12 protein-coding genes are annotated in these 13,540 nt (G+C 36.0%); 2 read left to right on the top strand and 10 right to left on the bottom strand.

Features of this window, described 5'->3' with window-relative positions; all coding sequences use genetic code 11:
• Positions 1-315: 315 nt before the first annotated feature.
• Genes AAA915_RS04390 through AAA915_RS04365 form a run of 6 tightly spaced genes read right to left on the bottom strand, consistent with a single transcriptional unit; the run spans position 316 to position 5,199 of the window.
• Positions 316-1,074, bottom strand: a complete 759-nt coding sequence (locus tag AAA915_RS04390) for a sugar phosphate isomerase/epimerase family protein (protein ID WP_294830834.1) — start codon at positions 1,072-1,074, stop codon at positions 316-318.
• Positions 1,071-1,733 carry a bifunctional 2-keto-4-hydroxyglutarate aldolase/2-keto-3-deoxy-6-phosphogluconate aldolase gene (locus tag AAA915_RS04385; RefSeq protein WP_265667076.1) on the bottom strand — a complete coding sequence of 221 codons (663 nt, stop codon included), beginning with the start codon at positions 1,731-1,733 and terminating at the stop codon, positions 1,071-1,073. Before AAA915_RS04385 ends, AAA915_RS04390 begins: the two co-directional genes overlap by 4 nt.
• Before the next feature lie 13 nt (positions 1,734-1,746).
• Positions 1,747-2,301: a 6-phospho-3-hexuloisomerase gene (gene hxlB / locus AAA915_RS04380; protein ID WP_294830830.1), complete on the bottom strand. Its 555-nt coding sequence runs from the start codon at positions 2,299-2,301 to the stop codon at positions 1,747-1,749.
• Positions 2,295-2,924: an orotidine 5'-phosphate decarboxylase / HUMPS family protein gene (locus AAA915_RS04375; RefSeq protein WP_265667078.1), complete on the bottom strand. Its 630-nt coding sequence runs from the start codon at positions 2,922-2,924 to the stop codon at positions 2,295-2,297. The genes hxlB and AAA915_RS04375 overlap by 7 nt, the downstream gene beginning before the upstream one ends.
• Complete coding sequence (locus AAA915_RS04370) at positions 2,902-3,882, bottom strand: sugar kinase (RefSeq protein ID WP_294830826.1); 981 nt, start codon at positions 3,880-3,882, stop codon at positions 2,902-2,904. The genes AAA915_RS04375 and AAA915_RS04370 overlap by 23 nt, the downstream gene beginning before the upstream one ends.
• A 27-nt stretch (positions 3,883-3,909) precedes the next feature.
• Complete coding sequence (locus AAA915_RS04365) at positions 3,910-5,199, bottom strand: gluconate:proton symporter (protein ID WP_338200151.1); 1,290 nt, start codon at positions 5,197-5,199, stop codon at positions 3,910-3,912.
• A gap of 215 nt (positions 5,200-5,414) precedes the next feature.
• Here AAA915_RS04365 and AAA915_RS04360 point away from each other — a divergent pair, with 215 nt between their 5' ends.
• Positions 5,415-6,410 carry a LacI family DNA-binding transcriptional regulator gene (locus tag AAA915_RS04360; protein ID WP_294830821.1) on the top strand — a complete coding sequence of 332 codons (996 nt, stop codon included), beginning with the start codon at positions 5,415-5,417 and terminating at the stop codon, positions 6,408-6,410.
• Positions 6,411-6,552: 142 nt separating this feature from the next.
• On the opposite strand, the gene AAA915_RS04355 is transcribed toward AAA915_RS04360, so the two are convergent.
• Both AAA915_RS04355 and AAA915_RS04350 read right to left on the bottom strand, forming a co-directional pair.
• A complete protein-coding gene (locus AAA915_RS04355) occupies positions 6,553-7,542 on the bottom strand; it encodes a D-2-hydroxyacid dehydrogenase (protein ID WP_294830818.1) in 990 nt (329 codons plus the stop codon).
• A 121-nt stretch (positions 7,543-7,663) separates the two neighbouring features.
• Positions 7,664-8,329: a coenzyme F420-0:L-glutamate ligase gene (locus AAA915_RS04350; protein WP_294830815.1), complete on the bottom strand. Its 666-nt coding sequence runs from the start codon at positions 8,327-8,329 to the stop codon at positions 7,664-7,666.
• A 280-nt stretch (positions 8,330-8,609) separates the two neighbouring features.
• Between AAA915_RS04350 and AAA915_RS04345 the strand changes: the two genes are divergently transcribed.
• Complete coding sequence (locus AAA915_RS04345; RefSeq protein ID WP_294830813.1) at positions 8,610-9,812, top strand: aromatic acid exporter family protein; 1,203 nt, start codon at positions 8,610-8,612, stop codon at positions 9,810-9,812.
• 102 nt (positions 9,813-9,914) lie between these two features.
• Here the strand turns inward: AAA915_RS04345 and AAA915_RS04340 are convergent, their stop codons facing one another.
• On the bottom strand, positions 9,915-12,716 hold the full coding sequence (locus tag AAA915_RS04340; RefSeq protein WP_338200146.1) for a BspA family leucine-rich repeat surface protein: 2,802 nt from the start codon (positions 12,714-12,716) through the stop codon (positions 9,915-9,917).
• Between the two features lie 349 nt (positions 12,717-13,065).
• Complete coding sequence (gene ribH, locus AAA915_RS04335; protein ID WP_294830807.1) at positions 13,066-13,539, bottom strand: 6,7-dimethyl-8-ribityllumazine synthase; 474 nt, start codon at positions 13,537-13,539, stop codon at positions 13,066-13,068.
• Position 13,540 lies beyond the last annotated feature (1 nt).

The following is a 13,540-nucleotide window of genomic DNA, read 5'->3' as shown; positions in this document are numbered from 1 at the left end:
CTCCAAATTAATTCAACACTGTTGGTGCAAAGAATTGAACAACAAAAATGCTCATAGAATTTTATTCTGTGAGCATCAATCAAAATATAAATATTGTTGTGTATGTGTGTTTAAATCTGCAAGAATGTATATAAAACAATTTTCACTTTGTTATTAGTCAAATAAAAAAGGTAAATCTTGTTTCGAATTAAAACAACGATTTACCAATTTATAAAAATACTTTTTTAAGCTACCAATCAATGATTGTATAGATCCTTAAAGTCTGTGAGAATTTTTTAACGAGGAATCCGCTAATTAACTTCAAAATCCTAAATGTTACCTTTTACCATTGAAATAATCATGGAACTTTTCCATTTCTTTGCCAATAACTTCATCATCTGGCATTGCGAATTCAAAAGCACATTGTGCATCTTTAGGCAGGTATCTAATAACCGCTTTCCAGTTAAACATCCCACGGTCTAATGACTCAGTATTTTGCATTTTGCCTTCTGCATTAAGCATAGGATTCTTCAAGTGAATATAAGCTACAAACGGTGCGAGCTTCTTTGCGGCCAAATTTGGATCAAAGCCGGTAAAGGCAAGATTACCTAAATCAAATGTAGCAAAAATGGAATTGAAACCAGCTTTTCTGACAGCAGTCAGAAAAGCAAATATTGTATCTGGGTTACCACTTATTGGTGTCTGGTCATTCTCGATAGTTGTTTGAATAGTAGCTAAAGGTAAAGTGGCAAGATCTTCTGCTAAATCGCCATGGTATTTGTAGAAATTACCGGTACTAAACTTGATTTTTTGTGCGCCAAGCTCTTGGGCTTCTTTATAATACTTGTTTAAGTTCTGGTTAAAATTACCATTATCATCAAAAATATTATCAGGTACACTATAGTTTAATAATAAGCCTTTTTCTTTAATAGCTGGTGCCAGTTCTTTAATTTCTGCAGCTACATCTTTGAAATATTCACGTCTAAGTTCAATTCCGTCTGCACCTAAATCGGCAATTCTATCCACTAAGTCCAGTTGACTAATACCACTTTGAATCTCTTTTTCATAAACCAATGTATTAATTATTAAAGTCATGATTTGCTCCTATTTGTTCTAAAATCTACATATTTCTCATTAAATTTTTTTGCATTTTCAGTTACGGCTTCGTAATCATTCTTTTTACCTGGTCCGACTAAACTACCGCCTACTCCAATAACAAAAGCTCCCTTTTCAAACCATTCGTTCATGTTTGCTAATGAAACACCACCTGTTGGCATAACATTCACATTTGGAAATGGTCCGTGGATTTCATTGATCATTGTTTTGCCAGCAACTGAACCCGGGAAAACTTTAATTACGTCTGCCCCATATGTCAATGCATCTTGAATTTCAGTTGAAGTAAAACACCCTGGAATGTATGGAATCTGGTATAAATTACACATCTTGGCCGTATCTTTATTAAAAGAAGGACTAACCACAAATTTAGCTCCTGCTATAATAGCTAGCCTTGCTGTTGCTGGATCCAGCACCGTACCTGCACCAATAATCACATTTTTGTCACTGCCATATTCTTCTGTCAACCTTTTGATCGTTATATCTGCACTAGGAGAAGTAAATGCTAATTCAATAGCAGTAATATGTCCTTTTATACATGCTTTAGCAGTTTGGTAGGAATTTTCTTCATTATTACCTCTAACTACTGCTACGACTCCGGCTTCTTGAATTCTTTTTATTGATTCATATTTTAAAAGCATTTTATCTCTCCTATCATTCCATATTACTGTGCTGTTTTTTAGCAGCGCCATTAGAAACTTCATCTCTGATGCTCAACTTGAGACAAAGAATATCTAGCACAATGTGCACACTTTGGTCAAATAGAGAACTTAAAAGTTGAATAGATTCAACCCCATCCCCATTTTTAGTTGCTCCAGGCACTACTATCACCTGTTTCGATAATTTTGCCAGAGGTGAGCTAGCATTACTCGACACAGCAATTATTTCAACTCCATTTTTAGCTGCTTTTTCTGTTAATTCCAGCACACTGCTGGTCTTTCCAGAACCTGAGACAGAAACCAAAACATCGTGTGGCTGAATTGAGGGCGTAATTGTTTCCCCGATGACAAAAACCTGGTAACCAATATGCATTAACCTCATGGCAAAGCTTTTGGCCATAAAACCGGAGCGGCCTGAACCTAAAACAAATATTCTTTTATTCTTAGTAATTAAAGTTGCAGCTTGATCAATTTCTGCCTCGTTTACCTTATCCAGGACTGTGTTTATCTCTGCTAAAACGGGTTTAATTAAATGTTTAGAATCTAACATAAATTGATAATCTCCTTAAACTTGCTAGCCTCATTAATAGGATTATTAGATTGAACAATCTTACTTCCTACAATAACCTCTTGTACTTCATTTTGCACGGCTAATTTCTTTGCCTGCTCTAAATCAATACTACCGGCAACCGCTATGTTTTTAATTGTGGGGAATTTTTTCCTAAAATCAGAGACTAAATTAAGCAAATTTGCGTTTTTACCAGCATCATGAGAATTATGCAAGTTATAAATTGCATTAGGAAATTTGGCAATCTCTAAGATAGAATTATTGCTCATGCCCATTAAATCAATAAGCACTTCCCTATTTTTTTGCTCTGCAATTTCATAAACGCTGGCAAGAGTTTCCGGATCAGCCGTTCCCATTACAGTTAGAATATCCGCCCCTGCTTTAAATCCTTGTTCAAATTCGTATTGACCTTCATCGTTTGTTTTAGTATCTAATAAAAGTAAACTGTGTTTTAAATTTACATTTGCAGCTTTAATCTCATAAAAGCCGTAATCTTTTATTATTGAGGTACCAAATTCCACAATATCAGCAATACCATCAAGTTTTCGCGCCAATTGAACTGCGGTGGTTAACGAGACTCGATCAATTGCGACTTGCAGCTTCATCTTCAGAAACACCCTGTTTTTGGTAAAATTCTTGTAATTGTTCTTTTGTTGGATAACCGTCATTATCACCTAGGGTTTGCACCTGCAGACAGCCTACAGCATTACCGCGAATAGCCCCAGCCTTCAAACTTTTTCCTTCAAGTAAAGCAGTAATCAAACCCAAAGCAAACCCATCTCCAGCACCGACAGTATCAAGAACTTTATCTGGTTTAAAACTAGGAACAGTGTATTTTTCACCTTTAACATTTTTGACGAAAACACCTTTATCCCCGAGTTTAACCATTACCGTTGTAGTTCTTTCACCTTTCAAGTAAAAGTCAGCTATTTCTTCAGGATCTTCCGAACCCATTAGTGTCTTGCCTTCACTGATACCCGGTAAGACAATATCAGCCATACCTGCCAGCTCATTGATTGTCTTAATCATATAATCTTTGCTCTTCCATAAAGGTGGACGCAAATTAGGATCAAAGGTAATTAGTTTTTTAGCAGCAATTAGTTTTTTATAAAAAGCACGGAAAGTTTCTTCTGCAATATCGGAAATTGCAGGAAAAATTCCAGACATATGGGCAATTTTAACATCACTTAAATCAATATCAGCAATTTGGCTGGCTTCCAGGTGACAAGCAGCAGAATCACGACGGTAATTAAAAGTCGCAGGATCACCATGTGTTACTAACTGCTTTAATTGATGACCTGTAAAATACTTATCATCATAACTAACATACTTAGTTCCTACATTGTGAGCAGCAATAGTTTTTTGGACATACTTGCCAAAAGGATCTTCTCCAACTCGCGTAATATACTCAACAGAGTGTCCCAATCTTCTCACGCCAATAGCAACATTTAATTCAGCTCCACCCATTACTTTGTGAAAATCTTCAGTGTCTACTAACGAAACATCTGGATCTTTTGAACACAATATAACAAGTGGTTCACCAATAGTAATTACTTCAGACATAATATTTCCTCTCTTTGCTTTTCATACTCATCCAAAAAAGTGATAAACAAGAATTTCATTTATAATTGAAACTACCCACATTACCGGTACACCATATTTTAAGAAGTCCTTTGATTTTACCTTCATGTAGTCCAAGCCCCAAACATTCCAGGATTGGGTAATATCTACTGATACTGCCATCAAAGTTGGAACATATAAAAGTGGTAATAAGAAGGCATCACTGAATAATCCAGTGCTGTACAAAACTGCAGCGGTGGCAGCTCCGGCTCCCCAGACATGTAAAGGACCGCGGAACAAAGCCAGTGGAGCCAAAATACCCAAAGCAAGACAAAGGATTAAGTGTTGATGAGGCAAAACAGCTGCCAATATTGGGCGAAATCTTTCGGCATTAATAGTTGCTGCGCCAGTAAAACTTTCCAGAGCCATTAAAAACATAATCAAGCCTGCAATATCACTAATTGCATGAGAAATTGAATCATTTAAAAACTTGAGGCCCTTTTTGTAGTCTTTAAATTGACCAGTTAAGAAAATAGCAATAATACTTGCTAAAGTTAATGCAGGTACTGCATCCCATTTAAATGCCATGTTCATTAAAACTGGAATAATAGGAACAATGTACGCTACTTTAGGCACTTTAACAGTACTAGTTTCATTATTTTCAGCACCAATTAATTTAAGATTATCATCTGCCATTGCCGGATTAATCTTTTTACGATTGAAGAATAAAAAGACAATGATCGCTAGCAACTGTACTATTGCAGCGCATATACCAAAAGTAAGGTACTTACTGTCATAAGCAGCCTTTGGCACAAAGGCCTTCATCTGGTTATAAAGGACAACGTTGATATACATTGGTGCTCCAATAGCCATAGAGAATGCTGCTAAGGCAACATCTCGCGGTAATCCTAATGATAATAGAATTGGTAATAGAATAACACCAATTGCTATTACTGAACCAACACCGTATGCACTTACAAAAATAAACGCTGTAACTAAAACAACTAAAATTGCTGCCAGAAGTGGTTTCTTTTTACCAATTGACTTAGTAGCTTCTGATATTGCAGGCGCAATCCCACTATCAACCAGTACGCGACCAAACCATGAACCAAATATGATATAAATAATAGTTGGACCATAACTGAGCGCTGGTTGCGCGAAAACTTTTTTGATTGCTTCGTTAAATGGTACTAAACCAATGATGCACCATAAGATTGCCATCACGAAGAAGCCAATCATCAAGTTCCCACCTTTTAAGATGTACCATATAAATAGAGCAAAAGTTATTAATAGCAAGATTGCTATTACTGTAGAACTCATTACACTTACCCCTTTACTAACTGATTATTTCATCTAAATAATATCAGCTTATTACTTTTTAAGGTAACCGGTTACCCTCTTAATATAAAACATTTAGTTTATCTTTGCAAGCGCTTTTCAAATAAAATTATATACGCAATAATTTATGCAATATTTCATTTTAATGGCAGTAAAATGATATACTACTTTTAAAACAAGAAAAAAGAATAGTGATTATGAAAAAAGCAACAATTCGTAACGTAGCTGAATTAGCACAGGTTTCCGTTGCATCCGTATCAAGATATTTAAATAACAAGGCTAAAGGCAGGCTCTCTGAAGAAAAAGCAAAAGCGATAGAGCAAGCAATTAAAGACTTAAATTACATTCCTAATCTGGCAGCTCGTCAAATGGCTACCAATCAAAGTAAGACAATTGCCGTAGTTGTTTCCAATATAGACGATTATTTTTCAACTGAATTATTTAAAGGGGCATCTAACATTCTCAGAGTTAAAGGTTATGAAGCCTTTTTATTAGACACTAATGCCGAACAGCAGCGGGAACGAGAATTAATTAAAACCGTCAGCAGTAGTTTCTTTGATGGGCTGCTGTTTCAACCCTTGGGTAGTAATATCAAAACAATTCAATCCGAGTTTATTCACAACATCCCTACAGTAATTTTAGACAGACGCCTGGCTACTAAACGTTGGCCACAGGTTATTTCCAATAATATTACAGTTTCAAAGGACGCGACTAAATATTTTTTGAAGCAAGGCTGCGATGACATCTTAATTTTGTCTTCTGAAGTTAAAATCGCTTCTACGAGAAGAGACAGGTACAGTGGTGTGTGCTCAATTGCAGATCCTGATCAGATTCATTTAATTGAGCTGGACGAGGAATCATATAATTATATGGCGATTAAAAATAAAATTGAATCTTTCTTGTTGAAGCAAAAAGCTCAAAACAAGAAAACCTTGATTTTTAGTTTCAAGGAGCGTTGGTTGCTTGCCTTTTTACCAATGCTTTTCGCTGATGGCTTTTTAAATAGTGACGAGGTTTTAATTACGGGATTCTCAGACACCAAATTAGTACAAACTATTTTGCCCGAAGCAAGGCTAATTTCACAAAATCCATATTTAATGGGAGCAAGTGCTGCAGAAATTTTACTTAAGAGTTTAAGCGGTGAGGATACTAGTAAAAGACATGAGCCTCTTATTGTACCTGCTAAATTTTAGCTGTTATATTTATTACCATTTACCTGACAAAAGCAAATAAAATATAAAAAGCTTTGAGAACTGCATTCCCAAAGCTTTTTATATCTTTCCCAACCTAATTAACTATTTATTGGAGCATTTTGGCCTAAACTAACTTTTTTCCTTACAAATTAACTACACTCTTTACTTCTCCACCTGAGATAATTGTTTTAGCATCGTTTAAAGCAATCTCAATACTGTTTTTAACGGCTAGTTTAGTGAAAAAGGCAATGTGCGGCGTGATCAAAACTTGAGGCATTGCTTTTAATTCCTTGTAATCTTCCGGCAATGAGTTCAGCATATCCTTTTTATTATAAAAATCAGTTTCAGCGGCCAAGGTATCTAGAGCAGCGGCAGAAATTTGTCCATTTTTTAGCGCCGCTATTAAAGCCTGTGTGTCAACCAAACCACCACGAGCTACATTAATCAAAATTGGCTTTTTCTTCATTTTACTAATAGCAGTTTTATTGATAATGTTTTTGGTACTCGGTAATAAAGGAGTATGCAAAGAAATAATGTCTGCTTCAGCAAAAATGGTATCCAAATTCGTATAGGTAACATAAGGTTCAAGTGAAGCATCATAAACTGGATCACAGGCTAAAACTTTAGCCCCTAATGCGCTATAAAGCTGGGCACTGGCTCCTCCAATGTGACCGGCTCCAATTATGCCGACAGTACAGTTAAAAATTTCTGTGCTAATTGTACTTTCGTCATAAGTAAAATCACCATGTGCCATTCTGTCTTGATAAATACCAATTTTACGCAATAAGTACATTGCATCAGTTACGCCAAGTTCAGCAATAGCTCTTGGTGAATACGCTGCAACGTTAGTAATCTTAATGCCATTCTTTTTAGCGGCAGCTAAATCCTGGTTATCAACCCCAACTTGCCGAATGGCAAGTTGCTTAATCCCATACTGCCTAAATTTTTCATATACACTAGCACCTACAGGAAGATTGCCTTCAGAACTCACGCCGTCAAAGCCTTTAGCCAATTCTGCATTTTCAACACACAAATCTGCATGGACAATTTTTACTTCGACATTATTTTTTTGAGCCCAATTTTTAATACGGGATTCTTCCATTTTGATTACACCGTAACAAATAATCTTCATTTATTCTTTCTCCTACTCTTAATTAAAACCAGCACGTTTACTTTAATATTTATGAACTAAAAAGTCTTATGGATTTTAAGCCACAGTATCGCCAATACCAGAATCAGTATTTTGGTCATCTTCAAGTCCATGAATACACACTAAAGGCATATTGACTCCTCGTTGCCCCATTCATTACTAAACCAGCAGCGGCTGCTAGCAAATCACAAAGCGTTTCAGCTGTACCAGCTTCTTTATTTATCCTTAAGCCATTCAAACCATATAAACCTACTGCTACCTGATTAGCACCTTTTTTATCTGCCCTACCGTCACTGTCAGTAATGATTACACTAGTTTTTACACCTAATTCTTGGTAAAAAGTATTGCTGATGCGTTTAGCTGTTAAATCACAATTCTTAGGTAAAGTTATCGCTGTATTATTTTTACCCTTGTCAACACCGCCACTGGTTAAAAACAAACCGTTGGGAAGCCAAGCGCCAATATGATTTCCACTTATTTCTAATTTACTACCAGATGGGTCAGCGGTTTGGTCAATAATCACTTGAATTAAACTGGCATCCTTTCTGGGTATGCGTTGATGAATTCTTTTTGCCACAGAAGTTGGTGCTACGTGGCTTAAATCCACAATATTGCCCTGCGCCATTGAGCAAATTTTAGACGCTACACAAATAATGTCGTCAGCAGCAATCTTGAAATATTCTTTTTTGACCGTTTCAACTAATATTCGGGACAAGTCACAAGTTTCAGATATCATGGGCACGCCTTGCAAGCCAGTAATCGTAACCATATAAAATCTTTATCATAGCCGTTATTATTATTTTTCCTTAATATATTTATATAATACTCTAAAAAGTCGAACAACACTATGTATTTTATGGCTTGGGCAGCATAAAAAAGCATTACTCTAAATAACCTTGATGAAGTTAACAATTAAATCTAGGTCTAGGAATTTGTATAGTGAAAAAGGCCATTTTAACTATTGAAAATGGCCTTTTATATTACTTCTGCTACTAGTAAAAGTGCTACATGTTACGCTTTTTATTATATTACATGAAAGCGTGACAAAAATGGACATTAATAAATTTCTCAAGCGTAATCAAATATTATTACCGCTAATCAACCTGCTATCGAATTTTGGCAGTATTCTAGTTGGAATAGGCGGCGCACTAATTATCCGCGAATATTCAGATAATATCGTTGTGAATGGCTTGATATCAAGTATTAGTTCCTTAGCACTTATTTTGAGCGTCTTATTTATCGGATCAAGGCTTGATAATGTCGACAAACGCTGCACGTTAATTTGGATATATATCTTTCTGTGTTTATTCTTATTACTGCCGTTTACTTTTTCCCAAAAATACTTTGTCCCCATATATATTCTGGTTGACCTTTGCATTACAATGTTCAGTTTAGTTGAAGGACTATCATTTACGGGAAATTTAAAATCTCTTCTGACTGATAATTCACTCGAGAAAACCATTAACTACAATTCTATTGCTGGTCTGATCGGTAATATTGCCAGTATAGCTGCAATAGCAGCTCTGATTTTGACTACGCACAATTATTTATATTTTCTCTTAGTAGCAAGCAGCGGCTTTTTCATTAATATTTTCCTAGCTCTAGCTTTGCACCAAAGGCATTTTGTTAAAGATAAAAACAATTTTAAAACCATAACTCATTTGGTCAAGGTCTGGCACGATATTATTACTAGTAAAGGCCTGCACGCATCAATTATTGTTGCCATGTTTAATGGTGCTCTCCAATCTGTATTCAACGGACTGATGATTTACTTCTGGAAAACAATTGATCCTACATACAGTCAAGTATACTGGCTGCTGCTTGCTGTAGTCAGTGGTCTCTTATTAGGAGCTGTGCTTATTCGCTTTGATAACCATTTCTGGTTACTGCGCATCTTAGTCATAATTACCACTTTAGCATTAAGTGTGTTCTTTTTAAAACAAACAATCGCTACCATGTGCATTAGTACAGTGTTAATTTATGGAGAAACTCTACCAATCGGTAATTGGTGCAGCAAAGCCAGAATTAAACGGACCAGTAAAAATGTCCAGACTGCTCAATCAAGTTTTTTGCAACTAGGCAGTTCACTGTTAAATATCTTTTTTACCGTCGGAATTTCAGCAATTGCCAATGTGCTGCAGCGACCTGCTCTTACGCTCCTTGCTAGCGGAATTTCGTTATTACTAGTTTTTGACATTTTTGGTATTAACGTGCAAAATTATCGCTTAGGCAAAAGCAACAGGTCTAATTAAATTTCTTCTTCTTCGATATATCAATTTGGTAAAACATTAAAAAAGCTCTATCTAGCCTATTTTTACTATGATAGAACTTTTCTAATTATTATTTCTCAATTGCTAAAAATTAGCTTTTTTAATATAGCGATTCTTACCAACAATATAGTACAGCTTATTATGCATTTTAATAGCTCCACCATATGTTCTGATCGTTTGTTTCTTTTTCAATACTTTACGACCAGAACGCTTTACTTTCTTATTAGCCTTCCTGGTGTAGATATAGGCGTTGTGCTTAAGTTTGCGTTTGATACCTGTAACATTATTAGCCTTCACAAAAGTATCGTTTCCAAGTTCGTAATATTTCTTATTCTGAATAAGCCTACTGCCATAGGTTTTAATTTTTTTGCCAATAAAGTATTCGCCAGCTTTACGGCCACCATTTTGGTCATATAGATAGGAATTATGACGAACTGTTCGAATGACACCATTTCTCGAATAAACATAAGTAACAGTTTGTGGCTGGCTGCTAAAGAAGCCGGTAGCATTAACAGGTCTAAGTTTAAGAGTATAACCTGTAATATCCAAAGCCTTGGTAATGTAGCCTTCACCAACAACGCCAGTTAAAATCTTAGAGGGAGCAATTTCATTTTCGTTCTCATCCTGATAATGAACTTCAACTCTTGCTACAGTATTATTATCATTTATCCCTGAATTTGTTCCATGACCGTTTGAGCCGGAATTATTTGATCCTGAATTGTTTGAGCCGGAACCGTTTGAGCCGGAACCGTTTGAACCTGAACTGTTTGAGCCGGAACTGTTTGAACCGGAACCGTTTGAACCGGAACCGTTTGAGCCGGAACCGTTTGAGCCGGAATCATCCTTTTTGTAGACAAATGTAACGTCATCCAGGTCTTTTCCAATGGTTCCTGAAACTTTCCCCTGCGTGGCTATTAAAGTATATCCTGTAAAATCTTTTTTAAACTCGTAATTAGTGCTGTATGTACCAGTGAAAGACTCATCATCTGTAAGCTTCTTGCCGTTTTCATCTTGATAGTGAGCTGTTATTGTAGCTTGGCGCACATATGTTTCTTTTTTACCATTCCAATTTTTCATCAATTCATCTGATGGCCAATGATCTGAGGCGTCAGGTTTTTGCAATGATCCACCACCAACATTGAGCCAAATTCCTGGTGTATCAAGACCCATTTGTGAAAAGTTTTTGACATTGTCTCCTAATTTTAAAACTAGCAATCCTGCTTGACCTTTTAACATGCTGCCACAATACGTGTTATCGCTAATTTTAAAATTGCTGATATCTAGAGTCCGTAAGTTCGAAAGTTCAGGATACTTCTCGCCATGGTAAGTATCAGCGTAGAGATAGAACATTTGCCCCATGTTAGTTACATTTGTTGTATCAAAACTTGACACGTTCAAGCTGATTAAACTATTCGTATCTCGAAACATGCCGTACATGTCCGTAACATTTGCGGTATTAAAGTTGCTAAGATCTAAGGATGTTAACTTATTACATGCTTGGAACATACTATTCATAGTTGTAACTTTAGAGGTATCAAAGTTAGAGATGTTCAGCTCTTTTAGCTTTGTACATTTAAAGAACATTCCACCCATATCGGTCACATTACTAGTATCAAAGTTGGAAAGATCAAGGGACGTAAGTTTAGAATCCCAACCAAAGACTTGGCCAGTACCGCTAATATGAAAATAATACATACAGAACATTGCCGCCATATTTGTCACATTACTGGTATTAAAATTATGTACGTCAACGGTAGGTAAACTTGCACAACAATTAAACATATACTCCATATTTTTGACGTTAGAGGTGTCAAAGCTGGTAACATTTAATTTTTCAAGACCCTTACACTCTAAAAACATAAATGACATATCTGTGACTTGGGAAGTATTAAAATTCTGCAAATCCAATTCTTTGAGACTTTCACAACCAGCAAACATATATGACATATCTCTGACTTGGGAAGTATCAAATTTACTCAGGTCAAGTTCTTCGAGATTGGTACAGGCTTCAAACATATATGACATATCCGTAACTTTTCTAGTATCAAAGTTACTTAGGTCAAGATCTTCGAGATTGGTACAGGCTTCAAACATATAAGACATGTTTTTAACATTTGAGGTATTAAAATGAGAAAGATCTACGTGTTTAAGACTACTGCATTGGGCAAACCAGGCATACATGGTGGTTGCTTCCGAAGTATCAACGTTTTCTAAACCTTCAATTTCAGTTAGGCCTCTAAGACGAAGAAAAACTGACTTAACATCGCCGACAACTTTAAAGTAACCTTTAAAGTTTACCTTTTTTACATGCGCACACTCAGGGTCTGGTCCATCTTGAACTAGAAATCCAGCTACGAGACCAGCATTACTTACAATGGTCGGGTTTTTCTTATCTTGACTACCACTCACAGTTAATACGTTAGTATCACTATCGTAACTTACGTCAGCATTACCCCACTTACCTGTTTTAATAGTTTTTGTACTAATTTTATTTTCATTCTTAGTGATGTCTGTCTCTGGTTGATCATTACCAGCAGAAGTTTGAGAGTTGGAATTTTTATTGTTGCCCTGCGGCGAGTCTACACTCCCATTTTGAGTTTCATCTGCATTATTTGTAGTACCATTAGCATTTCCTTCTGGTGCAGTGGTATTTGCATTATCAGTAGTAACGCCCTGATTATTTTCTTGAGACACAGTACTATTTGCTACTCGAGTTTTAACACGACTATCATTCTTGTCAAAGTTTTGTGCAGTGTCCTGTGTTCCTGAATTGCTATCAGCCTTTACCACATTAGTATTTAAAATTGCTAAACCAAGTGCAGCTGCCGTTAAACTACTAAAAAGCAGTGCTCCAGTTCGCTTATTGTGGTTCAATCCTTTATTCATTTTTCACCTCAATAATAAAAATTATCTAATTTTGCTACTAAAAAAATGTGCATATCATTACAATTTCATTATATAATTAATTTAATAACATTGCAAGTAAAAATATTTTTTTAAAAGTGCTTAAAATAGCCATAAAATTAACATTAGTAACAAATTAAAATAACTATTTTACTGTTATCGGATAATATATTCATATATATTTTTAAAATTAGATTTAATAATTTAAAGATAAATCAACTAATAATAAAAGCAAACAGCAAGCCGCTAAAACTACTAAGACCAAAAACAAGCCACTTCTATTTCTAAAAATGACTTGCTATTTCTTTATTAAGGAGATGTACTTAATAAATTATAGTTGCTTTATTTGCTCTTCTATATTTAATACTTCTAATACATCCGTGGCACACTCTGCACCTTTATTGCCTGACTTGCCGCCGGCACGATCAGTTGCTTGTGCGACCGTATCGGTCATAAGTACACCAAACATTACTGGCACAGGCCCATTAGCTGAGGCGGCGGCTAGCTGTGAAGTTGTACCTTCACAAACATAGGTAAAGTGAGCTGTTTCGCCTCTAATTACGGCTCCTAATGCAATAATGCCATCAACTTTGCCACTCTTTGCCAGGCAGTTGACTGTACGAGCAATTTCAAAGGCACCGGGTACTTTCACAAGCACAATATTTTCATCTTTCACGCCTGATTTTTTCAATTGCTCTAGCGCACCTGAAAGTAGGCGGTCAGTTACCACCCCGTTAAACTGAGCAACGACAATACCAATCTTTTTATCCTGTCCCTGGGCAATGTTGCCAATAATTTCTTTCATG

Source organism: Lactobacillus rizhaonensis (assembly GCF_036246345.1).
Classification (GTDB): Bacteria; Bacillota; Bacilli; order Lactobacillales; family Lactobacillaceae; genus Lactobacillus; species Lactobacillus rizhaonensis.
Note: the sequence above shows the minus strand (reverse complement) of the source record. Positions and strands in the feature narration are given on the sequence as shown.

What these genes read in the sequence shown, in the direction of transcription:
- AAA915_RS04390 (WP_294830834.1), bottom strand. Translation starts at nt 1,074, where the DNA reads ATGACTTTAATAATTAATACATTGGTTTATGAAAAAGAGATTCAAAGT.
- AAA915_RS04385 (WP_265667076.1), bottom strand. Translation starts at nt 1,733, where the DNA reads ATGCTTTTAAAATATGAATCAATAAAAAGAATTCAAGAAGCCGGAGTC.
- hxlB (WP_294830830.1), bottom strand. Translation starts at nt 2,301, where the DNA reads ATGTTAGATTCTAAACATTTAATTAAACCCGTTTTAGCAGAGATAAAC.
- AAA915_RS04375 (WP_265667078.1), bottom strand. Translation starts at nt 2,924, where the DNA reads ATGAAGCTGCAAGTCGCAATTGATCGAGTCTCGTTAACCACCGCAGTT.
- AAA915_RS04370 (WP_294830826.1), bottom strand. Translation starts at nt 3,882, where the DNA reads ATGTCTGAAGTAATTACTATTGGTGAACCACTTGTTATATTGTGTTCA.
- AAA915_RS04365 (WP_338200151.1), bottom strand. Translation starts at nt 5,199, where the DNA reads ATGAGTTCTACAGTAATAGCAATCTTGCTATTAATAACTTTTGCTCTA.
- AAA915_RS04360 (WP_294830821.1), top strand. Translation starts at nt 5,415, where the DNA reads ATGAAAAAAGCAACAATTCGTAACGTAGCTGAATTAGCACAGGTTTCC.
- AAA915_RS04355 (WP_294830818.1), bottom strand. Translation starts at nt 7,542, where the DNA reads ATGAAGATTATTTGTTACGGTGTAATCAAAATGGAAGAATCCCGTATT.
- AAA915_RS04350 (WP_294830815.1), bottom strand. Translation starts at nt 8,329, where the DNA reads ATGGTTACGATTACTGGCTTGCAAGGCGTGCCCATGATATCTGAAACT.
- AAA915_RS04345 (WP_294830813.1), top strand. Translation starts at nt 8,610, where the DNA reads ATGGACATTAATAAATTTCTCAAGCGTAATCAAATATTATTACCGCTA.
- AAA915_RS04340 (WP_338200146.1), bottom strand. Translation starts at nt 12,716, where the DNA reads ATGAATAAAGGATTGAACCACAATAAGCGAACTGGAGCACTGCTTTTT.
- ribH (WP_294830807.1), bottom strand. Translation starts at nt 13,539, where the DNA reads ATGAAAGAAATTATTGGCAACATTGCCCAGGGACAGGATAAAAAGATT.